Below are 23809 nucleotides of genomic sequence, written 5' to 3'. Positions count from 1 at the left end.
TTAGTGCAGGTCAGTTAGAGTTATCTGGCGGACTGTCAGAACTCCTTCTACATCAGTCGGTTTTCGTACCTGCTGCGCTGACTCCTCAAAGCGTCAGATGCCCGTCTAGGCGTCCCTCAGTGGTCCGTCAGTCCCGGACTCAGCGACCGAGCGAGAAGCTCTCAGGGGGCAACTCAGGGCACGAGAGAGCCTCCGCTGGCCAATGACCAGGCGGGAGCCACCCAGAGCCTGAGCAGTAGCCGCCGGTTCGCCACGCACCCGGAACGGCACACATACGGCCTCAAGACGGCCCACTCGCTCCCTAGCTAGCTAGACCGTCCCCGGCCGGTCCGGGCGGCAGGGATTCACGTTGGCGCGCTTCGGCTTCCCGGGGCACAGCAAAGGCCCCGCCCGGATCTCTCCGAACGGGGCCCTGGTCGCTCCCTACACAGCCGTGTCCCATGCGGGCTCGTCAAGCCAGTTGATCTCCATACGGGAATCTCCGTCGAACTGGACTCCTCGCTTGGGTGCGCGATGCACTCGGATACGTCGGATTGCCAGCCTCAGGAGGTCACGTTTCAGCGGGAGGTCTGCTGCTTCCCACGCTTCCCGCTGGTCCTCCAGTTCCAACAGGAACGAGATATCTACCGGCCCGCTACCGCTTATGCCGTCAAGGGTCCTTTGGGCTGCTGTAACTGCCGCGTTGGCCTCGGACAGTTGGGGGGCGAAGAATCGTTCCGAGGGACCGTCAAAGAGACCTGCCCGCCGGTCCTGCCACAGGCGGGAGAGAACTCGCTCAGCGTCCGCCAGAGCGGCCCTAGCGGTCTGTTCCTCCTCGGATGCCTGCGGGTCCTTCCTGGCTGCCCAGCGGGCCGCCACGATAGCCAGCAGCGGATCTTCCGGATCGCTGGCGTGCAGACGGGAGGTCCAAAACTGAAATACGTACTGCTCAGCGCTGTATGCGGCTGCATTCGCGGGCGCTGGGCACACACCGCCGGCACGGGAGCGCCAGCAGGCGTAGGAGGTTCCGGCGCTGGGCATGGACGAATTGCACCCAGAGCATTCGAGTAGGTCAGTGAGCAGATGCTTTGGCTTCCATGACTCGGCGTCGGCCGGGGGGCCGCTACCGCGCGAGGCGGCCTGGGCCTCGTTGTACTCCTCCTCAGTAAGCAGTGCAGGGCCGACCATCACACTTACCTTTTCGCCATCTTCATTGAGGTACAGCATTCGCCGTGACCTGTTGTCCGAGCGTCCAGTGATCTGCCACCCGGCATATGCGGGGTTGCCGATCATGTTTGCCACGGTGCTGAACGCCCAATTTCCCCCGCTAGGTGACGGAACAGCGCGATCATTCAGACGGCGCGCCATCTCTCGTTTGGTCACCCTCGCTACAGGCCATTCGTGCGTGACCAATCGGGCAATCTCCATCTTGGTCACGTGAGGCTCACCCGGGATACCAGCGAAGGTCTCCGGGTCGCGCTGGAGCTTCCGCTCCTCTATCTCTTCGCCGTCCTCATCGAAGGCAGAGACCATGACGACACGCAGACCATAGGGAGCGAGTCCGCTGAGCCACTCGCCATTTTCGAGCTGGAACGTCTTGGTGTTCCTCACCCGCTCGCTCAGCACCTCGGTTTCCTCGCGAGCATCCTCAGCGCGCCGGATGAGTTCCGAACGGTCACGGGGGTTCGCACTGTCGAGTCCGATTCCGGGGTTGTCTGCGTCGCCGTTGTCGACCAGCAACCGGCGGGGTCGGCCGTCTGCGGGCTCTACGATCGAGAGAATGGCACCGGCACCCCGGCGCGTCCATCGGTCCAGGCGGAAGACCCACAGCGCACCGATTTCACCTCGGTCTAGCGCCTGTAGAGCTAGATCCTGCTTGGGCACCTTCTTGGACCGGCGAAAACGGGAGGCCGATCCAACCTCACGCCATACGTGGCGAACCGTCAGGCCAAGCAGTTCGGCCGTCTTGCGGCCTCGGGCCTCCTGTGCGCTGACCGAGATTTCGCGGCGCCCGGTCTTGCTCTTGACCGCCTGACTCTTGCGGCACACCAGGTCGATGAGGTGGCTTGTGTCGTCCGTCTCCGTGCTCATGGCGGGCATATTTGCACGTCAAAGGCACTTAGGGAAGTGTGCAACTTACTGAGGGCCGCTGCCGGCTGATGCCCGGGATCATCGAAGCGCTGCGCGACCACGCGAACCCCTTCTCGATCCTCACCAAGGGCACGCTGATCCTGCGCGACCTCCCCCTCCTGCGGGAGGCCGCCGAGGTCACCGAGGTCGGCATCTCCGTGTCCGTCGGCTTCACCGACACCTCGCTGTGGCGGACCGTCGAGCCCGGCACTCCCTCCCCCGCCGCCCGGCTGGGCGCCGTACGGACCCTCACGGACGCCGGCATCGAGTGCGGGGTGCTGATGGCTCCGGTCATCCCCTTCCTCGGGGACTCCCCGGAGCAGCTGCGGGCGACCGTACGCGCCGTGGCCGAGTCCGGCGCGACCTCCGTGACACCCCTGGTACTCCATCTGCGGCCCGGGGCGCGCGAGTGGTTCACGGCCTGGCTGGGCGCCCACCACCCCCACCTGGTCCCCCGGTACGAGCGGATGTACGCGGGCGGCTCGTACGCGCCCACCTGGTACCAGCGCCGGATCACCCGCCAAGTCCACGAACTGGCGGCCGAATTCGGCATCGGCCCGTCCCACCGGAACCCGGCCCGCAAGATCGTCACACCGGAGCGCCCGGACCCCTCCGCGCCCGCCGGAGCCACGCAGCTCAGCCTCCTGTGACGGCCTGCGCCGCCCGAACGGTCATCACATCGGGCCAATAGGCAGCCCAATCCCGCCTTCCAGGCGCGGTTTCCGGGACGATTCCGCCCAGAACCCTCGGCTGGGAGGCCCCATGCTCCACCCCTTGAAGAAGCGCGCCGCTGTCCTGCTGTCGATCTCCACCGTCGCCGCCGCCCTGGCGAGCCCGGTCACGGCCGCGCCCGCCGCACCGGCCGGTCGGGCCGCCCCCGCGCCGGCGCAGGCCGCGCTGCGCTGGACCGGCTGCGCGACCCCGCGGTACCCCACGCTGCAGTGCGCGTCCCTCAAGGTGCCCCTCGACCACGCACGTCCGGGCGGCCGGCAGATCGCCCTCGCCCTGACCCGGGTCCCCCACACCGGCGCCACCTCCCAGGGCCCGCTGCTGGTCAACCCCGGCGGCCCGGGCGGCAGCGGCCGCAGCCTGGCCGGGTACATCGCCTCCGCCCTGCCCAAGGAGGTGGCCGCCCAGTACGACGTGATCGGCTTCGACCCCCGGGGCGTCGGCAAGAGCGAGCCCGTCCTGGACTGCGCGTCCGGGCACTTCAAGCCCGTCCGGCCGGACTCGGTGCCCCTGGACGAGGCGACCGAACGGGCCAACCTGGACCGGGTCCGGTCCTTCGCCGAGTCCTGCGGGTCCAAGCACGCGGACGTGCTCCCGTACATCGACACCGTCTCGGCCGCCCGGGACATCGAGGCGCTGCGCGGCGCCCTGGGCGCGGAGCGGATCAGCTACTTCGGCTACTCGTACGGGACCTACCTGGGCGCGGTGTACGCCAAGCTCCACCCGGGCCGCGTGCACCGGCTCGTCCTGGACTCCGTGGTCGACCCCGGCGGGGTCTGGTACGAGGACAACCTCGCCCAGGACCACGCCTTCGACGCCCGCCACAAGGCCTTCCTGGCCTGGGTGGCCCGGTACGACGCCACCTACCGGCTCGGCACCGACCCCGCGGTGGTCGAGGAGCGCTGGTACGCGATGCGGGACGCGCTGCGCGAGACCCCGGCGGGCGGCAAGGTGGGCCCGTCGGAGCTGGAGGACACCTTCATGCCGGGCGGCTACTACAACGGCTACTGGCCGAACCTCGCCGAGGCCTTCGCGGCGTACGCGGTGAAGCAGGACCCGAAGCCGCTGGTGGCGGCCTACGAGCGGTTCGGCGCCGTGGAGCCCTCCGCGGGCAACGGCTACAGCGTCTACACGGCGGTGCAGTGCCGGGACTCGGCCTGGCCGAAGGACTGGAACCAGTGGCGCGCGGACATGTGGCGCACCCACACCGAAGCCCCGTTCATGACCTGGAACAACGCCTGGTACAACGCGCCGTGCGCGTTCTGGCCGACGGAGGCGCTGCGGGCTCCGGACGTGACCAACGCGGATCTGCCGCCCGCCCTCCTCCTCCAGGCGACGGAGGACGCGGCGACCCCGTTCGGGGGCGCGCTCAGCATGCGGGACAAGCTGAAGGGCTCGGCACTGGTGGTGGAGGAGGGCGGCGGCAACCACGGCATCGCGCTCAGCGGCAACAAGTGCCTGGACGAGAAGGTGTCGGCCTACCTGACGACGGGCAAGGCCACGGACGCCACCTGCCCCGCCCAGGAGGCCCCGAAGCCGACCACGGCGACCCGCGCCGTGCCCGCGTCCGCGGGCGGCGCGGCCCTGCACGGCCTGCTCGGCTTCCGGGGCTGACGCCTCCGCGCGCGAAGACGAGGGCGAAGACGAGGGCGAAGGCGAGGGCAAAGGCGAGGGCGAGGGCCTCGGTCCGGTCCCAATTGCCGTTCCGGATCGAGGTCTTCGCCCTCGCCGCCGAGCGGCCCGGCCCGGCGCTCAGCCCAGGTTGCGCAGCGCGGCCGTCGCCGCCACTGCCAGGCGGGGGTGGGACTGGGCCCGGACGAGGAGTTCGCGTGCGCGGGGGTCGGCGAGGGCGCCGAGCCCCTCGACGCAGGCCAGGGCCACCCGCCAGTACGGGTCGTGCGGGGACAGCAGCCGCGCCAGGGTGGCCATCAGGGCCGGTACGGACTCGGGGGCGCGCAGGGCGGTGAGCAGCCGCACGGGCTGCAGGGCGTAGGCCGTGCGGAGGCTGTTGGTGGCGAGGGCCGCCGCCGCGCGGGCGGTGCGCGGGTCGTCCAGGACGGCCAGTGCCTCGGCGGCGGCCGCGCAGCGGGCCGGTTCGCGGTGGTTGAGGAGCAGGACGAGGGCTTCGAAGGCGCGGCGGTCTCCGGCGAGGCCGAGCCGGTACGCGGCCAGTTCGCGGGCCCACAGCGGCGCTCCGGCCGAGGTCAGGGAGGCCGCCAGGCCATCGGGGGCGGCCGTGAGCAGCACCTCGTACTCGGGCGACGGTCCCGCCTCCGCCCGCAGGCGCTCCAGCACGTCGTTCACCCGGCCACCCTAGGGGGACACAGCGGTCGCCGTGCCGGGTTTCGGGACATCGGCGCCGGTTGATCGATGATCGATGATCGGTACATTTGGGCGGTACAGGTCACATCTCCGCGCTCTGGCGGACCAGTTACCGGCGAGTTACTGTCGTTCCAACACGTACGAGGGCGGCCTGGTGACGCAGCCGCCTCGTGCCGGTCGGTTCGTATGCACGGTGAGACCCCGGGACAGGGTTCCGCCGCTTCCGCCCCAGGGACTCGTTCCCCGTGGGCTCCTCTCCTCCTCGGGCCCGCTCACCCCGGACCCTTCACCGCACGGCTCTTCCGTACGGCATCCGCGCGCGCCGTGCGCCGCGCGCCCCCAAGTCGTCACCCTCTTCCACTGGAGTCCCTCGATGGACCGTCAGTCCAGTCACCCCACCCTCCAGACCATCGCCGTCGTCGGCCTCGGCACGATGGGCACCGGCATCGCCGAGGTCCTCGCCCGGGCCGGCCGCGAGGTCATCGGCATCGACATCAGCGAGGCCGCGGCCCACCGGGCCACGACCGCCCTCGCCGGTGCCACGGCGCGCTCCGTCGCCCGGGAGCGGCTCACCGAGCAGGAGCGGGCGGACGTGCTCGCCCGCTTCCGCACCTTCACCGACCTGGCCGCGGCCGCCGATGCCGATCTCGTCATCGAGGTCGTGCCCGAGTCGTACGAGATCAAGCAGCAGGTGTTCCGCGAGCTCGACGCGGTCGTCCGGCCCGACGCCATCCTGGCCACCGGCACCAACGCCCTGTCCGTGACGCGCATGGCCGCCGAGTCCCTGCGCCCCGAGCGGGTGCTGGGCCTGCACTTCTTCAATCCGGCCCCGGCAATGAAGCTGGTCGAGATCGTCTCCTGTGTCCTGACCGCCCCGCCGGCCGTCGAGGCGGTCACCGAACTGGCCCGCGAGCTCGGCAAGGAGCCCGTCCCGGTCGGTGACCGGCCCGGCTTCGTCGCCGACGGCCTGCTCTTCGGCTACCTCAACCAGGCCGCCGCCATGTACGAGGCGCGGTACGCCTCCCGCGAGGACATCGACGCGGCGATGCGGCTCGGCTGCGGCCTGCCCATGGGCCCGCTCGCGCTGCTCGACCTGATCGGCGTGGACACCGCGCGCACCGTCCTGGAAGCCATGTACACCTCCTCCGGCGACCGGCTGCACGCCCCGGCCCCGATCCTGGGCCAGCTGGCCGAGGCCGGCCTGACCGGGCAGAAGTCGGGCCGCGGCTTCTACACGTACGAGGCTCCGGGCAGCTCGGTGATCGTCCGCGACCTCCAGACCCCGCTCGACGGGTCCCTGGTCGGCGCGGGCCGCCCCGTCAGCTCGGTCGGCGTGGCCGGCTCGGGGACCATGGCGAGCGGGATCGCCCAGGTCTTCGCGCAGGCCGGCTACGGCGTGGTGCTCGCCGCGCGCAGCCAGGAGAAGGCGGAGGCCGCGAAGGCCGCGATCGGGAAGTCCTTGGGCCGTGCGGTGTCCAAGGGCCGCCTGACCGAGGAGGGCGCCGCCCAGACGCTGGAGCGGATCACCCCGGCCGGTTCGCTGGACGCCTTCGCCGAGGTGGACCTGGCCGTCGAGGCCGTCGCCGAGGACCTGGCGGTCAAGCAGGAGCTGTTCGCGGCCCTGGACAAGGTCTGCAAGCCGGGTGCGGTGCTGGCCACCACCACCTCCTCGCTGCCGGTGATCGCGATCGCCCGCGTGACCTCGCGTCCCGAGGACGTGATCGGCATGCACTTCTTCAACCCGGCCCCCGCCATGAAGCTGGTCGAGGTGGTCCGGACCGTCCTGACGGCCGACGACGTGCACGCGACCGTCCGCGAGATCTGCGTCAAGGTGCGCAAGCACCCGGTGGACTGCGGCGACCGGGCCGGTTTCATCGTGAACGCGCTGCTGTTCCCGTACCTCAACAACGCGATCAAGATGGTCGAGCAGCACTACGCCGACATCGACCAGATCGACGCGGCGATGAAGCTGGGCGGCGGCTACCCGATGGGCCCGTTCGAGCTCCTCGACGTGGTCGGCCTCGACGTGTCGCTGGCCATCGAGAAGGTCCTGCACAAGGAGTTCCGCGACCCGGGTCTGGCCCCGTCCCCGCTGCTGGAGCACCTGGTGGCGGCGGGCTGCCTGGGCCGGAAGACCGGCCGCGGATTCCGTGAGTACGCCGCCCGCCGGTAATCGGTCGGGCCACGAGCCGGATGCGTGGGGAGGGCTGCTCGGGCCCGCCGGACCCTCACGGCGGGCCAACCCTCACGAGCCCAGTGCGGGCTCTCCCCCGCATCCACCCCTCTCCCACCCCCCGCAGGCGCGCTCCCCTGCACGAATGAAGTACTTTCGCTCTATGTCCCAGCCCGCCAAGAACTCGCCCCGCGCCGCCACGGCCTCCGACACCCCGGAGAGTCCGGCCGGCACCAAGGCGGCCGCGCAGCGGCTCAAAATGCGCCGCGAGCTCGCCGCCGCGGCCATGGAGCTCTTCGCGACCAAGGGGTACGAGGCGACGACGGTCGACGAGATCGCCGCGACCGCCGGAGTGGCGCGCCGGACCTTCTTCCGGCACTTCCGGTCCAAGGAAGAGGCGATCTTCCCGGACCACGACGACACCCTGACCCGCGCCGAGGCCGTCCTGGACGTGGCCCCGGCGCACGAGCACCCGCTCGACACGGTGTGCCGCGGGATCAAGGAAGTCATGAAGATGTACGCCGCCTCGCCGGCGGTGTCGGTGGAGCGCTACCGGCTGACCCGTGAGGTACCGGCGCTGCGGGAGCGGGAGATCGCCTCGGTGGCCCGGTACGAGCGGCTGTTCACCCGGTACCTGCTGGCCCACTTCGACGAGCACGACCACCACGACGGCAACGACGACCCGCTGCTGGCCGAGGTGGCCGCCTCCGCGGTGGTCACGGCCCACAACCACGTGCTGCGGCGCTGGCTGCGTGCGGGTGGTCAGGGGGACGTGGAGGCGCAGCTGGACCACGCCTTCTCCATCGTCCGCAAGACCTTCGGTTCGGGCATCGGCGCGGGCCGCACCCCGGGCTCGGCGCCGGCCGCGCCCGCGGCGGTCCGTACGCAGGGCGAGGTGCTCGTGGCGGTGGCCCGCACCGACGCTCCGCTGGACGAGGTCATGCGGACCATCGAAGAGGCCCTGCGCGCCAAGTAGCCGCTCCCCCGGCCATCGCCGGGGGTGCCCCTCGTCACAGCGGCCGCTCCCGATCCGGGAGCGGCCGCTTTCGTTTGTCCGGCTTGCCCCTACTCGCGGGTAACTCTGATCGATCATCGCTCATCGGTGCAGGTCAATCGGCAAATGAGAGAAAGTTTTGGCACGCGGTGCCTTGCCGGGTGACACGGGGTGCCATACGTTGAAGTCGTCCGGATGTCCCCGCGACCCACGCCCACACGGCACGGAACGCGCCCCGGATGCGCCTGCGTCACCAGGCACCGCACGCCTCACCACGGGCGTCGCCCAGCACCACCGCACCAGCCGGACCGACGGCACACCACCTGCACCACGCACCCCCCCCGTTTACCTCAGCGCACCCTCATCAGCGCTAGCCGGAGGCTCTACCGTGAAGGACATCCTGGACGCGATTCAGTCGCAGTCCGCCACCGCCGCAGACTTCGCGGCCCTGCCGCTGCCCGACTCGTACCGCGCGATCACCGTGCACAAGGACGAGACGGAAATGTTCGCGGGGCTGACGACACGCGAGAAGGACCCGCGCAAGTCCCTTCACCTGGACAACGTCCCGGTGCCGGAGCTGGGCCCGGGCGAGGCCCTGGTCGCCGTCATGGCCTCCTCGGTCAACTACAACTCCGTGTGGACCTCGATCTTCGAGCCGGTCTCCACCTTCAGCTTCCTGGAGCGCTACGGGCGCCTGTCGGAGCTCACCAAGCGCCACGACCTGCCGTACCACATCATCGGCTCCGACCTCGCGGGCGTCGTGCTGCGCACCGGCCCCGGCGTCAACGCCTGGAAGCCGGGCGACGAGGTCGTCGCCCACTGCCTCTCGGTCGAGCTGGAGTCCTCGGACGGCCACAACGACACGATGCTCGACCCCGAGCAGCGCATCTGGGGCTTCGAGACCAACTTCGGCGGCCTGGCGGAGATCGCCCTGGTCAAGTCGAACCAGCTGATGCCCAAGCCCGACCACCTCAGCTGGGAGGAGGCCGCCTCCCCCGGCCTGGTCAACTCCACCGCCTACCGCCAGCTGGTCTCCCGCAACGGCGCCGGCATGAAGCAGGGCGACAACGTCCTGATCTGGGGCGCGAGCGGCGGCCTCGGCTCGTACGCCACCCAGTTCGCGCTCGCCGGCGGCGCCAACCCGATCTGCGTGGTCTCCAGCCCCGAGAAGGCCGAGATCTGCCGGGCCATGGGCGCCGAGGCGGTCATCGACCGCAACGCCGAGGGCTACAAGTTCTGGAAGGACGAGCACACCCAGGACCCGAAGGAGTGGAAGCGCTTCGGCAAGCGCATCCGCGAGCTGACCGGCGGCGAGGACGTGGACATCGTCTTCGAGCACCCGGGCCGCGAGACCTTCGGCGCGAGCGTCTACGTCACCCGCAAGGGCGGCACGATCGTCACCTGCGCCTCGACCTCGGGCTACAACCACGAGTACGACAACCGCTACCTGTGGATGTCCCTCAAGAAGATCGTCGGCTCGCACTTCGCGAACTACCGCGAGGCGTGGGAGGCCAACCGCCTGGTCGCCAAGGGCAAGATCCACCCCACCCTGTCGAAGGTCTACTCCCTGGAGGACACCGGCCAGGCCGCCTACGACGTCCACCGCAACCTCCACCAGGGCAAGGTCGGCGTCCTCGCGCTGGCCCCCGAGGAGGGCCTGGGGGTCCGCGACCACGAGCTGCGCGCGACGCACCTCGACGCGATCAACCGCTTCCGCAACGTCTGAGTCCGTTCAAAGGCCTAAGGGACAGCCTGAGATGACAGAGCGCCAGAAGGACCGTCCGTGGCTCATGCGGACGTACGCCGGCCACTCCACGGCCGAGGCGTCCAACGAGCTGTACCGCCGCAACCTCGCCAAGGGCCAGACGGGTCTGTCGGTCGCCTTCGACCTGCCGACCCAGACCGGATACGACCCCGACCACATCCTCGCCCGCGGCGAGGTCGGCCGGGTCGGGGTCCCGGTCTCCCATCTGGGCGACATGCGGAGGCTGTTCCAGGACATACCCCTGGAGCAGATGAACACCTCGATGACGATCAACGCCACCGCCATGTGGCTGCTGGCGCTCTACCAGGTGGCCGCCGAGGAGCAGGGTGCGGACATCACCCAGCTCCAGGGCACCACCCAGAACGACATCGTCAAGGAGTACCTCTCGCGCGGGACGCACGTCTTCCCGCCGGGGCCGTCCCTGCGGCTGACGACGGACATGATCGCGTACACGGTCAACCACATTCCCAAGTGGAACCCGATCAACATCTGCTCGTACCACCTCCAGGAGGCCGGGGCCACCCCGGTCCAGGAGATCTCGTACGCGATGTCCACGGCGATCGCGGTCCTCGACTCGGTGCGCGACTCGGGCCAGGTGCCCGAGGAGCGCTTCGGCGAGGTCGTCGCCCGGATCTCCTTCTTCGTGAACGCGGGCGTCCGCTTCATCGAGGAGATGTGCAAGATGCGCGCCTTCGGCCGTATCTGGGACAAGGTCACCCAGGAGCGTTACGGCATCGAGAACGCGAAGCAGCGTCGCTTCCGTTACGGCGTCCAGGTCAACTCCCTGGGTCTGACCGAGGCGCAGCCGGAGAACAACGTCCAGCGCATCGTGCTGGAGATGCTCGCGGTCACCCTCTCAAAGGACGCCCGCGCCCGCGCCGTGCAGCTGCCCGCCTGGAACGAGGCGCTGGGCCTGCCCCGGCCCTGGGACCAGCAGTGGTCGCTGCGCATCCAGCAGGTCCTGGCGCACGAGAGCGACCTGCTGGAGTACGAGGACATCTTCGCCGGGTCCCACGTCATCGAGGCCAAAGTCGACTCCCTGGTCGCCGACTGCCTGGCCGAGATCGACCGGATCCAGGAGATGGGCGGCGCCATGGCGGCCGTCGAGTCCGGGTACCTCAAGGGCGAGCTGGTCTCCTCGCACGCCGAACGGCGGGCGCGGATCGAGGCCGGCGAGGACAAGATCGTCGGTGTCAACTGCTTCCAGCAGACCGAGGAGAACCCGCTCACGGCCGACCTGGACGGCGCCATCATGACGGTCGACAGCGCCGTCGAGGCACTGACCGTGGAGCGCATCGCCCGCTGGCGCGCCGAGCGCCAGGAGTCCTCGGACCGCCAGGGGAACGGCGACCCGTTCGTCTTCCCCACCACCCAGCAGGCGCTGGAGCGCCTCAAGGAGGCCGCGGCGGGCACCGAGAACCTGATGGAGGCCACGCTGGAGTGCGCCCGCGCCGGTGTCACCACCGGCGAGTGGTCCAGCGCCCTGCGCGAGGTCTTCGGCGAGTTCCGCGCCCCGACCGGGGTCTCCTCGGCCCCGGTGGCCGTCACCGCCGAGCCCGGTACGCCGATGCACGAGGTCCGCGCGAAGGTGTCCCGTACGGCCGACGAGCTCGGCTCGGGCCGGCTGCGCCTGCTGGTCGGCAAGCCCGGCCTGGACGGGCACTCCAACGGCGCCGAGCAGATCGCCGTGCGGGCCCGCGACGCCGGCTTCGAGGTGGTCTACCAGGGCATCAGGCTGACGCCCGAGGAGATCTCCACCGCGGCGCTGGCCGAGGACGTGCACTGCGTGGGACTGTCCATCCTGTCCGGCTCGCACAGCGCTCTCGTCCCGGACGTCCTGGAGCGGCTGCGACTGGCGGGGGCGGGTGACATCCCCGTCATCGTCGGCGGCATCATTCCGAACGCGGATGCCGTGGCGCTCAAGGCGGCCGGAGTCGCCGCCGTCTTCACCCCGAAGGACTTCGGGATCACGGAGATCATCGGACGTATCGTCGACGAGATCCGCAAAGCGAACAAGCTCGACCCTCTCGAAATCGTTGCAAGCACGGAGGTCCCCGCATGACCACGCCTGTCCACCCGGTGAACCGTCTCCGCCCGCGCCGCTCCTGCCTCGCGGTGCCCGGCTCGAACCCGCGGTTCCTCGAGAAGGCCCAGGGCCTGCCGGCCGACCAGGTCTTCCTTGACCTGGAGGACGCCTGCGCCCCGCTCGCCAAGGAAGGCGCCCGCCACACGATCGTGGACGCGCTGAACAACGGCGACTGGACCGGCAAGACCCGCGTCGTGCGCGTCAACGACTGGACCACGCACTGGACCTACCGTGACGTCATCACGGTGGTCGAGGGCGCCGGCCAGAACCTCGACTGCATCATGCTGCCGAAGGTCCAGGACGCCCAGCAGGTCGTGGCGCTGGACCTCCTGCTGACCCAGATCGAGAAGACGATGGGCTTCGAGGTCGGCAAGATCGGCATCGAGGCGCAGATCGAGAACGCCAAGGGTCTGGTGAACGTCGACGAGATCGCCGCCGCCTCGCCCCGGCTGGAGACCATCATCTTCGGCCCGGCCGACTTCATGGCCTCGATCAACATGAAGTCCCTGGTCGTGGGCATGCAGCCGCCCGGCTACGGCGCGGACGCCTACCACTACATCCTGATGCGGATCCTGATGGCGGCCCGCATGCACAACCTGCAGGCGATCGACGGACCCTTCCTCCAGATCCGCGACGTGGACGCCTACCGCGAGGTGGCCGGCCGGGCCGCCGCACTGGGCTTCGACGGCAAGTGGGTGCTGCACCCGGGCCAGGTCGACGCCGCCAACGAGGTCTTCTCCCCCTCCCAGGAGGACTACGACCACTCCGAGCTGATCCTCGACGCGTACGACTGGTGCACCTCGGAGGCCGGCGGCAAGAAGGGCTCCGCGATGCTCGGCGACGAGATGATCGACGAGGCCAGCCGCAAGATGGCCCTGGTCATCGCGGGCAAGGGCCGCGCGGCGGGCATGCAGCGCACCAGCAAGTTCGAACACCCCTCGACCGAGAAGACGGCGGAGGCCTGATCCCGATGCAGTTCGGACGCACGTACGAAGAGTTCGAGGTCGGGGCGGTCTACAAGCACTGGCCCGGAAAGACGGTCACCGAGTACGACGACCACCTCTTCTGTCTGCTGACCATGAATCACCACCCGCTCCACATGGACAGCAATTACGCCGAGAACACCACCGACTTCGGCAAGAACGTCGTCGTGGGCAACTACATCTACTCGCTGCTGCTCGGCATGTCCGTGCCGGACGTGTCCGGGAAGGCGATCGCCAACCTGGAGATCGAGTCCCTGCGGCACGTGGCGCCGACCTTCCACGGCGACACGATCTACGGCGAGACCACGGTCCTCGACAAGACCCCGTCGAAGTCGAAGAGCGACCGCGGCATCGTCTACGTGGAGACCAAGGGCTACAAGCAGGACGGCACCCTCGTCTGCGTCTTCCGGCGCAAGGTGATGGTCCCGACCGAGACGTACATCAAGGAGCGCGGCGGCGAGCAGCCCGGCCGCCCCACGCTGAAGGAACAGGGGAAGTAGCCATGGCCCGACTCGCCCAGACCGCCGGGCTGACCGACGTCCAGCGGGAGATCCTCAAGACCGTCCGGGAGTTCGTCGACAAGGAGATCATCCCGGTCGCGACCGAGCTCGAACACCGTGACGAGTACCCGCAGCAGATCGTCGACGGCCTCAAGGAGCTCGGCCTCTTCGGCCTGATGATCCCGGAGGAGTACGGCGGCCTGGGTGAGTCGCTCCTCACCTACGCCCTGTGCGTCGAGGAGATCGCCCGCGGCTGGATGTCCGTCTCGGGCATCATCAACACCCACTTCATCGTGGCGTACATGCTCAAGCAGCACGGCACGCAGGAGCAGAAGGACCACTTCCTTCCGCGCATGGCCCTGGGCGAGGTGCGCGGCGCGTTCTCGATGTCCGAGCCGGCGCTGGGCTCCGACGTGTCGGCCATCTCGTCCAAGGCGGTGAAGGACGGCGACGAGTACGTCCTGAACGGCCAGAAGATGTGGCTGACGAACGGCGGCAGCTCCACCCTGGTGGCCGTTCTGGTGCGAAGTGACGAAGGACACCCCGAGGGCACGGCGCCCCACAAGTCGATGACGACCTTCCTCGTCGAGAAGGAGCCGGGCTTCGGTGAGGTCCGTCCGGGTCTGACCATCCCGGGCAAGATCGACAAGATGGGCTACAAGGGCGTCGACACGACCGAGCTCATCATGGACGGACTGCGCATTCCGGCCAATCGGGTCCTCGGAGGCCAGACCGGCCGAGGGTTTTACCAAATGATGGACGGGGTCGAGGTCGGCCGCGTCAACGTGGCGGCCCGTGGCTGTGGCGTCGCTCAGCGTGCTTTCGAGCTGGGTGTCTCGTATGCCCAGCAGCGTCACACTTTCGGCAAGCCGATCGCGGAACACCAGGCGATTCAGTTCAAGCTGGCCGAGATGGCTACCAAGGTCGAAGCCGCCCATGCGATGATGGTCAATGCAGCACGCAAAAAGGACTCCGGGGAACGAAACGACCTCGAAGCAGGGATGGCGAAGTACCTCGCCTCCGAGTACTGCAAGGAGGTGGTCGAGGACGCCTTCCGCATCCACGGTGGGTACGGGTTCTCGAAGGAGTACGAGATCGAGCGCCTCTACCGGGAGGCCCCGATGCTGCTGATCGGTGAAGGTACCGCCGAGATCCAGAAAATGATCATCGGGCGACGCCTGCTCGAGGAGTACCGACTTCAGGGCTGAAAGTCCCTTTTGCGGCGAATCGTCCATGGGTTCGTTGCGAAAGGATCACTCGCAGTGACTGGCTGACGGTCATCGACTCGGCTTCTGGCTTGCCCAGTTGTTGCGTGCAACCGATAGCATTCCAGTAAAGCCGCCGTCCCGTCCCCCTGTTTGCGGCGCGGCAATCACCCGCTACGAAGGTCATCCATGCCCCACAGCCAAACCTCTGCACCTCGCGACAGCCTCCTTGGCGTACGCCTCGCGCGCGGAGCATCGCCGTGGCTTCTGCCGACCGTCGCCACCGCGGCGCTCAGCCTCACCCGGGCCCGCAAGTCCGGACGCTGGGCCGCGGCGGCCGTGCCCGCCACCGCACTCGCGGCGGGCATGCTGTGGTTCTTCCGCGACCCCGAGCGCGAGATCGCTCAGGGCCGTGTCATCTCGCCCGCCGACGGTGTGGTGCAGAGCATCATGCCGTGGAAGGACGGACGGACCCGGGTCGCGATCTTCATGAGCCCGCTGAACGTCCACGTCAACCGCGCGCCCCTCGCGGGCACGGTGACGTCCGTGGAGCACATCCCCGGCGGATTCGTCCCGGCGTTCAACAAGGAGAGCGAGAACAACGAGCGCGTTGTCTGGCACTTCGACACCGAACTCGGTGACATCGAGATGGTGCAGATCGCCGGCGCCGTCGCCCGTCGCATCGTCCCCTACCTGCCGGCCGGCACCAAGGTGGAGCAGGGCGAACGCATCGGTCTGATCCGCTTCGGCTCCCGCGTCGACATCTACCTCCCCGAGGGCGTCGAGGTCGCGGTCGAGGTCGGTCAGGCCACCACCGCGGGGGTGACACGAATTGACCGTGACTGACCCTGAGACTCCGGCCGCAGGCTGGGTTCCCGAACCTGCCGAGGAGGAGTCCGCCGAGGACGACATGCCGCTCTCGCTGCGGCTGTCGATAGCAGACACCCTCACCCTCGGCAACGCGACGTGCGGATTCATGGCGGTGTACTTCACCACCACCGGGATCCTCATTCCGCACCTCACCGGCAGTGGCGAATCGGGCATGGCCCGTAACAGCGCCGCGACGGCAGTGATACTGATGCTGCTCGCCGCGGTCTTCGACCTCTTCGACGGGATCGTGGCCCGCAAGCTGCGCAGCTCGCCGATGGGTGCCGAGCTGGACAACCTGTCCGACCTGATCAGCTTCGGCCTCGCGCCGGCCTACTTCGTGCTCGTCTACGGCATGGTCGCCGTCGACGCGCACCAGAAGATGTCGGCGCTGGCCGCGATCGTCGTGCTGCTCGCGGTCGTGCTCAGACTCGCGAGATTCAGCTGCGTGACGATGAAGGACGGCATGTTCCAGGGCATGCCGAGCCCCTTCGGCGCGCTGACGGTCGTGTCGATCGTGCTGCTCGAGCTGCCGTTCGTCCCGACGCTGCTGGCGATCATCGGGGTGGCCTGGCTGATGGTGAGCCGGGTCGAGTACCCCAAGCCGCGGGGCGTTCTCGCGGTGGCGATGCTCTGCTGGATCATCAGCGCGATGGGGCTGCTGGCGGCCTGGGCGTTCGACGCCCCGGGCGGTCAGCTGCTGCTCCAGACCGGCTGTGCCCTGCAGATCGCCATGGCGGCGACGATTCCGCTCTTCGCGACGACCCGGAAGGCCAACACCTTCCGGCACAACCGCCGCGAGGCCCGCGCCACGACGCTGCGCTAGCCGTACCAGGAGAAGCCCCGGATGCCCTTGGCATCCGGGGCTTCTCGCGTTCCGGGGCTCAGCCCCGGACCCCGCCACGGAGCCGTAGGCTTGATGTCGGAAAACCGCCAGCCCGGCGGTACTGCGACACCGGATCCTAGAGCCATGCACACCGACACCGAGCGCTGCGTAAGGGCCGTGCAGTCGAAGGACGCCCGCTTCGACGGCTGGTTCTTCACCGCCGTCCTGACCACCCGGATCTACTGCCGGCCCAGCTGCCCCGCGGTGCCGCCGAAGGTCGAGAACATGACCTTCCTGCCCAGCGCGGCGGCCTGCCAGCAGGCCGGATTCCGGGCCTGCAAGCGGTGCCGGCCCGACACGAGTCCCGGTTCGCCCGAGTGGAACGCACGGGCCGATGCCGTCGCCCGCGCGATGCGGCTGATCCAGGACGGGGTGGTGGACCGGGAGGGCGTTCCGGGCCTGGCCGTCCGGCTGGGTTACTCCACCCGCCAGGTGGAGCGGCAGCTGAACGCCGAGCTCGGGGCCGGGCCGCTCGCCCTGGCCCGGGCCCAGCGCGCCCAGACCGCCCGGCTGCTCATCGAGACCTCCGAGCTCCCGATGGGCGACGTGGCCTTCGCCGCCGGCTTCTCCTCCATCCGGGCCTTCAACGACACGGTCCGCGAGGTCTTCGCCCTGTCCCCGAGCGATCTGCGGGAGCGGGCCACGAAGGCCGGCCGCACCAAGGACACCCCGCCCCGCATCCCCGGGACGATCAGCCTGCGGTTGCCGTTCCGGGCGCCCCTGAACCCCGACAACCTCTTCGGGCACCTCGCCGCGACCGCCGTGCCCGGCGTCGAGGAGTGGCGTGACGGCGCCTACCGCCGCACCCTGCGCCTGCCCCACGGCACCGGTGTCGTCGCCCTGACCCCGCAGCCCGACCACATCGGCTGCCGGCTCGCCCTCACCGACCTGCGCGACCTCACCATCGCCATCAGCCGCTGCCGCTGGATGCTGGACCTGGACGCCGACCCCGAGGCCGTCGACGAGCAGCTGCGCTCCGACCCGCTGCTGGCCCCGCTGGTGGACAAGGCCCCCGGGCGCCGGGTTCCCCGTACGGTCGACGCGGCGGAGTTCGCCGTACGGGCGGTGCTGGGCCAGCAGGTCTCCACTGCGGCGGCGCGCACCCACGCGGCCCGGCTGGTCACCGCGTACGGCGAGCCGGTCGAGGACCCGCTGGGCGGGCTGACCCACCTCTTCCCCTCCCCGCAGGCGCTCGCCGGGCTGGATCCGGAGTCCCTGGCCCTGCCGCGCAGCCGGCGCGGCACGCTCACCACCCTGGTCTCGGCGCTCGCCGACGGCTCGCTGCCGCTCGGCATCGACAGCGACTGGGAGGCGGCGCGGGCCCGGCTCGCGGCACTGCCCGGCTTCGGCCCGTGGACCACCGAGGTGATCGCGATGCGGGCGCTCGGTGACCCGGACGCGTTCCTGCCGTCCGATCTGGGGGTCCGGCGGGCGGCCCGGGAGCTCGGGCTGCCGTCCACCCCCGTGGCGCTGACCGCGCGGGCGGCCGGCTGGCGGCCCTGGCGTGCGTACGCCGTCCAGTACCTGTGGGCGACAGACGCCCACCCCATCAACCACCTGCCCGTCTGAGGAGCACCAGCGATGCGTACCACCACGAACGGCACCAAGCGGCACACCGTCGTCGACAGCCCCTACGGCCCGCTGACCCTGGTCGCCACGGACGGCGTCCTCAGCGGCCTCTACATGACCGGGCAGCGCCACCGGCCCGTCGAGGAGTCCTTCGGCGCACGGGTGGCCCCCGCCGATGAGCCCTTCCCGGAAGTGGTGCGCCAGCTGACCGCGTACTTCGCCGGGGAGCTCACCGAGTTCGCCCTCCCGCTGCGGCTGGAGGGCACGGACTTCCAGCGCAGCGTCTGGGAGCAGCTCGCCCGGATCCCGTACGGCCGGACGTGGTCGTACGGGGAGCTCGCGGCCAGGCTGGGCAAGCCCAGCGCCTCGCGCGCGGTGGGCCTGGCGAACGGGAAGAACCCGGTCGGGATCATCGTCCCGTGCCACCGGGTGATCGGCGCGTCGGGCGGGATGACCGGCTACGGCGGCGGAGTCGACCGCAAGGTGCGGCTGCTGGCCTTCGAGTCCGGCGAGCGGGGCCTGACCGCTCCGCATGCGGACCTCATGGAGCGGCTGTATGAATGAAATACCGCTACATGATCGGAGTCGGGCATGGACGACTATCCGCTTCTCAACATCTTCTGGACGATGCTGTACCTGTTCCTGTGGATCATGTGGTTCTTCCTGCTCTTCAAGATCATCACGGACATCTTCCGTGACCACAGCCTCAGCGGCTGGGGCAAGGCGGGATGGCTGATCTTCGTGCTCCTGCTGCCCTTCCTCGGCGTGTTCGTCTACCTCATCGCCCGGGGCAAGAGCATGGGCGAGCGGGATCTGAAGCAGGTCCAGGAGAACGAGGCGGCCTTCCGGGAGTACGTCCAGAAGACGGCGGGTCCCGGCGGTGGTGGCGGTTCGGCGGAGGAGCTGAGCAAGCTCTCGACGCTGAAGGAGCAGGGCCACATCACCCAGGAGGAGTTCGACCGCGCCAAGGCCAAGATCCTGGCCTGACCCCGCGGGGCCGGACGGCCGGGGGTCAGACGAGGAGGAGCGGGACGAGCAGCGCGAAGGCGGCGCCCGCCTCCACCGCGTAGCCGTACAGCGAGGGGTGCTGGACCGGGGCGGCGAGCAGGACCACGCTCTCCTGGGCGGCGGCCGCCGCCACCCAGTCGGCGTCGGCGCCGAGGTTGCCCTGGTACCAGCCCTCGCAGGAGCCGGGCCCGGTGACGGCGAGGAGGTCGTCCTCGCGGCGGTAGAAGGCCTGCCAGCCGGCGGCGGGCACCGACCAGCCCTCGAAGTCGGTGAACTGCACCCAGCCGCCCTCGCGTATCGCGGTGTCGAACAGCCAGACCGGAGTCCCTTCCGGAGTGACTTCACCACCGGCCTGCTGGTCGGTGGTGAAGTGCACCATGGGGAGGGCGTCGGGCCCGTCGGCGGTGCTGGGCCAGGCGTACATCGTGATCATCTGCTGATTCTGTCCTGGTCGAAGTAAGCCCGGTGTTACGAGGCCGCTGCTACGAGGCCGCTGTCACGAGGCGTCCGGGCGCCGGCCGTTCTCCAGTTCCGCGGTTCCCTCGCCCGACTGCTGGACCCGGTAGGCCTCTTGGACGCGCAGTCCGAGCGCTTCGGGCAGGTGGGCGGGAAGTTCGCCGGGCTCGACCAGTCGCCAGGAGATCAGCTCCTCCTCCTGGAGCCTGATCGAGGCGAGCTGGGCCTCGTCGAGCACACCGCCGTCGTAGATGTACGAGACCAGCGGCGGGCGGGCGGCGCCCAGCACCCAGTCGACGGCGAGGAGGCGGCCGAGCGGGAGGTCGAGGCCGATCTCCTCGGCGCTCTCGCGGCGGGCCGCGGTGCGCGGTGACTCGCCCCGGTCCGACTCGACGGTGCCGCCCGGCAGGACCCATCCCTCGCGGTAGTTGGGCTCGACGAGCAGGACCCGGCCGGTGGCGTCCCGGTAGAGGGCGGCCGCGCCGGCCAGCACCCGGGGCAGGCTCGCGATGTACGTGGCGTAGTCATCCGTGGTGGTCACCGGGCCACCCTACCGAGGTCAGCGCCGGGGCCCGCCGGGCCCGTCCTCGCGGTCCCGTGAGGGCGTCACCGACCATCGCCCGGACCGCGTCCCGCATCCCGTGCAGGGCGTGGTGGCGGGCGGGTCCGGCGCCGTGGTCCGTGCGGAGCTCCTTCACCTGGGCCCAGCAGAGCAGCAGCATGACGACGACGAAGGGCAGCGCGACCAGGATGGCGGCGGTCCGTGTCGAAGGAGTCCTTGGCCAGGGCCGCCCACGCGACGACGGCGGGCACGGCGATCACACCCACGGTGGCGACCGCCTGGTCGGGCGCGCGGTCCGCGGGGCCACCGGATCCCCATCCCGGGGTGTCCGGACGTGGCTGTTCCAGTGATTCCGCGCTCATGCGGCCACGCTATGCAGGCGTATATCCCTGTTTAGGGGCATGGCGCGCCGGGTGTGGCCCAGGCCACTCATGGGCATAGGAGGATCCTCCGGATAAGCTCATGGCGGGCGCGACTGCACTGTTCGATAGCAAGGGAATAGCAAGGTGACGGACGGAGCAGTAACTGAGACCGCGCGCGTGCTCATCGCCGCGGACAAATTCAAGGGCTCGCTCACGGCCGTTCAGGTCGCGGAGCGGGTGACGGCCGGCCTTCGCAAGGCCGTCCCGGGCGTGGAGATCGAGACCCTCCCCGTCGCGGACGGCGGCGACGGAACGGTCGCGGCAGCCGTGGCAGCCGGTTTCGAACGCCGGGAGGTACGGGTCACCGGACCCCTCGGCGACCAGGTCACGGCCGCCTTCGCGCTGCGCGAGGGCACCGCGGTGGTCGAGATGGCGGAGGCCTCCGGGCTGCAGCTGCTGCCGGCGGGCACCTTCGCCGCGCTGACGGCGACCACGTACGGCTCGGGCGAGCTGCTCAAGGCCGCGCTGGACGCGGGCGCGCGCTCCATCGTCTTCGGCGTGGGCGGCAGCGCCACCACCGACGGCGGCGCCGGCATGCTGGCCGCGCTCGGCGCGGTGTTCCTGGATGCGAACGGCGAACCGGTCGGTCCGGGCGGCGGCGCGCTGGCCGAGCTGGCCTCGGCCGACCTGTCCGGCGTCGACCCGCGCTTCGCCGAGGTGGAGTTCGTCCTCGCGAGCGACGTCGACAACCCGCTGACCGGCCCGAAGGGCTGCGCCGCGGTCTACGGCCCGCAGAAGGGCGCCTCGCCCGAGGACGTGGCGACGCTCGACGCGGCGCTGGCGCACTTCGCGGTGGTGCTGGAGAAGTCGATCGGCGCGAAGGCCGCCGAGTGCGCGGTCCTCCCGGGCGCGGGTGGTGCGGGCGGCATCGGCTACGGCGCCCTGCTGCTCGGCGCGACCTTCCGTCCGGGCATCGAGCTGATGCTGGAGGTGCTGGGCTTCGCCCCCGCGCTGGAGCGGGCCACGCTGGTCATCACCGGGGAGGGCTCGCTGGACGAGCAGACCCTGCACGGCAAGGCCCCGGCGGGTGTCGCTGCCGCGGCGCGCGCGGCGGGCAAGCCCGTGGTGGCGGTCTGCGGCCGGCTGCTGCTGAGCCAGGAGGCCCTGGAGGGCGCCGGCATCCGCAAGGCGTACCCGCTCACGGACCTGGAGCCCGACCCGGCCAGGTCCATCCCGAACGCGGGCCCCCTGCTGGAGCAGGTCGCCGCCACCATCGCCGCCGACGTCCTCTGACCAGTCGCCCGGCCGCTGAGGGCCCGGCCCCCCTTACGCGGGGTTCCGGGCCCTCAGCCGTTCCGGCTCCGCCAGACCCAGCCTCGCCGGCGTTTGAGGCGCGGGTCCGGGCAGAGCCCGGTGCCCGGCGGAGCCGGGTTTCCTGGGGCGCGGCCCCAGACCCCGCGCCCTGCCGGCGAGGCTGGATGGTCCGCCGGCGCGGCGGGAAACGGCCCGGCGAGACGGAATCGGGGCTACGCCGCCAGGAGGTCGGCCGTGGTGACCACGCGGGCGAAGCCGCCGCCCTGGAGGTTCACCGCGGTGGCGGTGGCGAGCTCGTCCGCCGTCAGGCCGAGGCCCTCCGGCCCTGCGAGGTCGAAGGTGTGGGTGGCGTCGAGCGGGACGAGCACGTCGTAGCCCAGGTTCCCCGCCATCCGGGCCGTGGTCTCGACGCACATGTTGGTCTGGATGCCGACCACCACCAACTGCCCGATGCCCTGGGCCGTGAGCCAGCCGGCGAGGTCCGGAGTGCCGTAGAAGGCGGAGTTCACGGTCTTGGTGATCACCAGGGAGCCGCGGCGCCGCTCCTCGACCAGGTCCTTGAAGGCGTGGCCGGGCTGGTCCGCGGCGAGGACGGAGCCGGGCTGCACGGACGCGTGCCGGACCAGGACCACCGGGCGGCCGGCCGTCTGCCAGTCGTCCATCAGGGCCGCGATGTTGTCCTCCGCCGCCGGATTGTTGCGGGGCCCCCAGAAGGACTCCTCGTCGAAGCCCTTCTGCACGTCGATGACCAGCAGGGCACTGTCGGGGGCGATCTCGATCGCGGTCGTTGTCATGCCTCCATGCTGTCCGCCGGGCCGGGGGACCGACAGCGCCGACGGGGCCGCGTACCGATGGGATCCTGCCAGACTGGCAGTTCCGGCTGCCTGACAGACTGGCCTCATGCGCCGCGTCGCCATCGTCGTCCAGCCCGGTATCCGCGGCTTCGACCTCGCCGTCATCACCGAGGTCTGGGGCCCCGACCGCAGCCGCGCCGGGGTGCCCGGCTTCGAGCTGCGCCGCTGTGCGCTGGAGTCCGGCCCGATCCCGCTGCCCGGCGGGCTGACCCTGGCCCCCGACCGGGGGCTCGACTGGCTGGCCACGGCGGACCTGGTCGTCGTACCGGCGCTGGCCGAGCCGGCCGATCCGACGCCCGGGCCGGTCCTCGCCGCCCTCCGCGAGGCGCACGCCCGGGGCGTGCCGGTCGCCGCCCTGTGCGCCGGGGCGTTCATCCTGGCGGAGGCCGGCCTGCTGGAGGGCCGCCGGGCGGTCACCCACTGGTGGCTGGCCCCGCAGCTCGCCGCCCGCTACCCGGGGATCGTGGTCGAGGACGCCCCGCTCTACGTCGAGGACGGCGGGCTGTGGACCTCCGCCGGGGTGGCCTCCGGGATCGACCTGTGCCTGCACCTCGTCCGGGAGGCGCACGGCGCCGAGGCCGCCGCCGCCATCGCCCGCTCCATGGTGACGGGCCCCTTCCGCACCGGGGACCACGCCCAGTACCTGGACCGGCCCGTCCCGGCCGCGGACCGCACCGCCGAGGCGCTGGCCGCCGTACGGGAGCGCGCCCTGCGCTCGCTGCACGAGCCGCTGTCCGTGGCCACCATGGCGGGCTGGGCCGGGATGTCCCCGCGCTCCTTCGCCCGGCACTTCGCCGCCGCCACCGGCACCACCCCGCACCGGTGGCTGCTGGGACACCGGCTGGACGCGGCCCGCAAGCTGCTGGAACGCACCGACCACCCGGTGCCGGAGGTGGCCCGCAGGGCCGGTTTCGCCAGCGAGGTCACCTTCCGCCAGCACTTCACCTCGTACGTCGGCCTCGGCCCCCGCGCGTACCGTGCGGCCTCCTGCGCACCGACAGCCGCACCAAACCCTCCGGACAGTGTTAGAAAGGGCTCATGACCGGACGTTTTGGTCGCCAGCCG

Annotated in this window: 20 protein-coding genes and 2 pseudogenes; 16 read left to right on the top strand and 6 right to left on the bottom strand. The window is 70.5% G+C overall.

Going from position 1 to position 23809, the window contains the following annotated elements; all coding sequences use genetic code 11:
- Positions 1 to 423: 423 nt before the first annotated feature.
- Positions 424 to 2070 (bottom strand): recombinase family protein, encoded by a 1647-nt coding sequence (locus ACGFZK_RS05505; protein WP_393847523.1) that lies wholly within the window; start codon positions 2068 to 2070, stop codon positions 424 to 426.
- Positions 2071 to 2111: 41 nt separating this feature from the next.
- Here ACGFZK_RS05505 and ACGFZK_RS05500 point away from each other — a divergent pair.
- Together ACGFZK_RS05500 and ACGFZK_RS05495 are read left to right on the top strand one after the other, a co-directional pair.
- Positions 2112 to 2759 (top strand): annotated as a pseudogene (locus ACGFZK_RS05500) (radical SAM protein); the annotation flags it as partial.
- Positions 2760 to 2871: 112 nt separating this feature from the next.
- On the top strand, positions 2872 to 4452 hold the full coding sequence (locus ACGFZK_RS05495) for an alpha/beta hydrolase (protein ID WP_393847522.1): 1581 nt from the start codon (positions 2872 to 2874) through the stop codon (positions 4450 to 4452).
- A gap of 138 nt (positions 4453 to 4590) precedes the next feature.
- On the opposite strand, the gene ACGFZK_RS05490 is transcribed toward ACGFZK_RS05495, so the two are convergent.
- Entirely contained in the window at positions 4591 to 5142 is a 552-nt protein-coding gene (locus ACGFZK_RS05490) for an adenylosuccinate lyase (RefSeq protein WP_393847521.1), read from the bottom strand.
- Positions 5143 to 5533: 391 nt separating this feature from the next.
- Between ACGFZK_RS05490 and ACGFZK_RS05485 the strand changes: the two genes are divergently transcribed.
- The 12 genes from ACGFZK_RS05485 (at position 5534) to ACGFZK_RS05430 (ending at position 19175) form a co-directional block, all read left to right on the top strand.
- A complete protein-coding gene (locus ACGFZK_RS05485; RefSeq protein ID WP_393847520.1) occupies positions 5534 to 7333 on the top strand; it encodes a 3-hydroxyacyl-CoA dehydrogenase family protein in 1800 nt (599 codons plus the stop codon).
- A 163-nt stretch (positions 7334 to 7496) separates the two neighbouring features.
- On the top strand, positions 7497 to 8309 hold the full coding sequence (locus ACGFZK_RS05480) for a TetR family transcriptional regulator (RefSeq protein WP_393847519.1): 813 nt from the start codon (positions 7497 to 7499) through the stop codon (positions 8307 to 8309).
- A gap of 406 nt (positions 8310 to 8715) precedes the next feature.
- A complete protein-coding gene (gene ccrA / locus ACGFZK_RS05475) occupies positions 8716 to 10053 on the top strand; it encodes a crotonyl-CoA carboxylase/reductase (RefSeq protein ID WP_393847518.1) in 1338 nt (445 codons plus the stop codon).
- A gap of 31 nt (positions 10054 to 10084) precedes the next feature.
- Complete coding sequence (locus ACGFZK_RS05470; RefSeq protein ID WP_393847517.1) at positions 10085 to 12154, top strand: protein meaA; 2070 nt, start codon at positions 10085 to 10087, stop codon at positions 12152 to 12154.
- Positions 12151 to 13143, top strand: a complete 993-nt coding sequence (locus ACGFZK_RS05465) for an HpcH/HpaI aldolase/citrate lyase family protein (protein WP_393847516.1) — start codon at positions 12151 to 12153, stop codon at positions 13141 to 13143. The genes ACGFZK_RS05470 and ACGFZK_RS05465 overlap by 4 nt, the downstream gene beginning before the upstream one ends.
- A gap of 5 nt (positions 13144 to 13148) precedes the next feature.
- On the top strand, positions 13149 to 13661 hold the full coding sequence (locus ACGFZK_RS05460) for a MaoC family dehydratase (protein WP_393847515.1): 513 nt from the start codon (positions 13149 to 13151) through the stop codon (positions 13659 to 13661).
- A gap of 2 nt (positions 13662 to 13663) precedes the next feature.
- Entirely contained in the window at positions 13664 to 14869 is a 1206-nt protein-coding gene (locus ACGFZK_RS05455) for an acyl-CoA dehydrogenase family protein (protein WP_189967951.1), read from the top strand.
- Between the two features lie 186 nt (positions 14870 to 15055).
- Positions 15056 to 15712, top strand: a complete 657-nt coding sequence (locus ACGFZK_RS05450) for a phosphatidylserine decarboxylase (protein WP_030010161.1) — start codon at positions 15056 to 15058, stop codon at positions 15710 to 15712.
- Positions 15699 to 16559 carry a CDP-diacylglycerol--serine O-phosphatidyltransferase gene (gene pssA / locus ACGFZK_RS05445; protein ID WP_189740836.1) on the top strand — a complete coding sequence of 287 codons (861 nt, stop codon included), beginning with the start codon at positions 15699 to 15701 and terminating at the stop codon, positions 16557 to 16559. The genes ACGFZK_RS05450 and pssA overlap by 14 nt, the downstream gene beginning before the upstream one ends.
- Before the next feature lie 144 nt (positions 16560 to 16703).
- Positions 16704 to 18188, top strand: coding sequence for an AlkA N-terminal domain-containing protein (locus ACGFZK_RS05440; protein ID WP_393847514.1), 1485 nt, complete (start codon positions 16704 to 16706; stop codon positions 18186 to 18188).
- 12 nt (positions 18189 to 18200) lie between these two features.
- Complete coding sequence (locus ACGFZK_RS05435; protein ID WP_393847513.1) at positions 18201 to 18752, top strand: methylated-DNA--[protein]-cysteine S-methyltransferase; 552 nt, start codon at positions 18201 to 18203, stop codon at positions 18750 to 18752.
- A 27-nt stretch (positions 18753 to 18779) separates the two neighbouring features.
- Positions 18780 to 19175, top strand: coding sequence for an SHOCT domain-containing protein (locus ACGFZK_RS05430; protein WP_393847512.1), 396 nt, complete (start codon positions 18780 to 18782; stop codon positions 19173 to 19175).
- Positions 19176 to 19200: 25 nt separating this feature from the next.
- On the opposite strand, the gene ACGFZK_RS05425 is transcribed toward ACGFZK_RS05430, so the two are convergent.
- The 3 genes and pseudogenes from ACGFZK_RS05425 to ACGFZK_RS05415 all read right to left on the bottom strand — a co-directional run.
- Entirely contained in the window at positions 19201 to 19629 is a 429-nt protein-coding gene (locus ACGFZK_RS05425) for a hypothetical protein (protein WP_393847511.1), read from the bottom strand.
- A 63-nt stretch (positions 19630 to 19692) separates the two neighbouring features.
- A complete protein-coding gene (locus tag ACGFZK_RS05420; RefSeq protein ID WP_393847510.1) occupies positions 19693 to 20193 on the bottom strand; it encodes an NUDIX domain-containing protein in 501 nt (166 codons plus the stop codon).
- Positions 20177 to 20422, bottom strand: a pseudogene (locus ACGFZK_RS05415) (BCCT family transporter); the annotation flags it as partial. The gene ACGFZK_RS05420 and the pseudogene ACGFZK_RS05415, both read right to left, overlap by 17 nt.
- Positions 20423 to 20720: 298 nt before the next feature.
- On the opposite strand from ACGFZK_RS05415, the gene ACGFZK_RS05410 reads away from it, so the two are divergent.
- Positions 20721 to 21869 carry a glycerate kinase gene (locus ACGFZK_RS05410; protein WP_393847509.1) on the top strand — a complete coding sequence of 383 codons (1149 nt, stop codon included), beginning with the start codon at positions 20721 to 20723 and terminating at the stop codon, positions 21867 to 21869.
- A gap of 233 nt (positions 21870 to 22102) precedes the next feature.
- Here the strand turns inward: ACGFZK_RS05410 and ACGFZK_RS05405 are convergent, their stop codons facing one another.
- Complete coding sequence (locus ACGFZK_RS05405) at positions 22103 to 22684, bottom strand: cysteine hydrolase family protein (protein WP_393847508.1); 582 nt, start codon at positions 22682 to 22684, stop codon at positions 22103 to 22105.
- 106 nt (positions 22685 to 22790) lie between these two features.
- Here ACGFZK_RS05405 and ACGFZK_RS05400 point away from each other — a divergent pair, with 106 nt between their 5' ends.
- Complete coding sequence (locus tag ACGFZK_RS05400) at positions 22791 to 23786, top strand: GlxA family transcriptional regulator (protein WP_393847507.1); 996 nt, start codon at positions 22791 to 22793, stop codon at positions 23784 to 23786.
- Positions 23787 to 23809: the final 23 nt, after the last annotated feature.

It is taken from the genome of Streptomyces sp. NPDC048257, assembly GCF_043201855.1.
Lineage (GTDB): Bacteria > Actinomycetota > Actinomycetes > Streptomycetales > Streptomycetaceae > Streptomyces.
The sequence above is the reverse complement of the archived record's forward strand: the minus strand, read 5'-3'. Positions and strand labels throughout refer to the sequence as shown.

What these genes read in the sequence shown, in the direction of transcription:
- ACGFZK_RS05505 (WP_393847523.1), bottom strand. Translation starts at nt 2,070, where the DNA reads ATGAGCACGGAGACGGACGACACAAGCCACCTCATCGACCTGGTGTGC.
- ACGFZK_RS05495 (WP_393847522.1), top strand. Translation starts at nt 2,872, where the DNA reads ATGCTCCACCCCTTGAAGAAGCGCGCCGCTGTCCTGCTGTCGATCTCC.
- ACGFZK_RS05485 (WP_393847520.1), top strand. Translation starts at nt 5,534, where the DNA reads ATGGACCGTCAGTCCAGTCACCCCACCCTCCAGACCATCGCCGTCGTC.
- ACGFZK_RS05480 (WP_393847519.1), top strand. Translation starts at nt 7,497, where the DNA reads ATGTCCCAGCCCGCCAAGAACTCGCCCCGCGCCGCCACGGCCTCCGAC.
- ACGFZK_RS05470 (WP_393847517.1), top strand. Translation starts at nt 10,085, where the DNA reads ATGACAGAGCGCCAGAAGGACCGTCCGTGGCTCATGCGGACGTACGCC.
- ACGFZK_RS05465 (WP_393847516.1), top strand. Translation starts at nt 12,151, where the DNA reads ATGACCACGCCTGTCCACCCGGTGAACCGTCTCCGCCCGCGCCGCTCC.
- ACGFZK_RS05460 (WP_393847515.1), top strand. Translation starts at nt 13,149, where the DNA reads ATGCAGTTCGGACGCACGTACGAAGAGTTCGAGGTCGGGGCGGTCTAC.
- ACGFZK_RS05455 (WP_189967951.1), top strand. Translation starts at nt 13,664, where the DNA reads ATGGCCCGACTCGCCCAGACCGCCGGGCTGACCGACGTCCAGCGGGAG.
- ACGFZK_RS05450 (WP_030010161.1), top strand. Translation starts at nt 15,056, where the DNA reads ATGCCCCACAGCCAAACCTCTGCACCTCGCGACAGCCTCCTTGGCGTA.
- ACGFZK_RS05440 (WP_393847514.1), top strand. Translation starts at nt 16,704, where the DNA reads ATGCACACCGACACCGAGCGCTGCGTAAGGGCCGTGCAGTCGAAGGAC.
- ACGFZK_RS05435 (WP_393847513.1), top strand. Translation starts at nt 18,201, where the DNA reads ATGCGTACCACCACGAACGGCACCAAGCGGCACACCGTCGTCGACAGC.
- ACGFZK_RS05430 (WP_393847512.1), top strand. Translation starts at nt 18,780, where the DNA reads ATGGACGACTATCCGCTTCTCAACATCTTCTGGACGATGCTGTACCTG.
- ACGFZK_RS05425 (WP_393847511.1), bottom strand. Translation starts at nt 19,629, where the DNA reads ATGATCACGATGTACGCCTGGCCCAGCACCGCCGACGGGCCCGACGCC.
- ACGFZK_RS05405 (WP_393847508.1), bottom strand. Translation starts at nt 22,684, where the DNA reads ATGACAACGACCGCGATCGAGATCGCCCCCGACAGTGCCCTGCTGGTC.
- ACGFZK_RS05400 (WP_393847507.1), top strand. Translation starts at nt 22,791, where the DNA reads ATGCGCCGCGTCGCCATCGTCGTCCAGCCCGGTATCCGCGGCTTCGAC.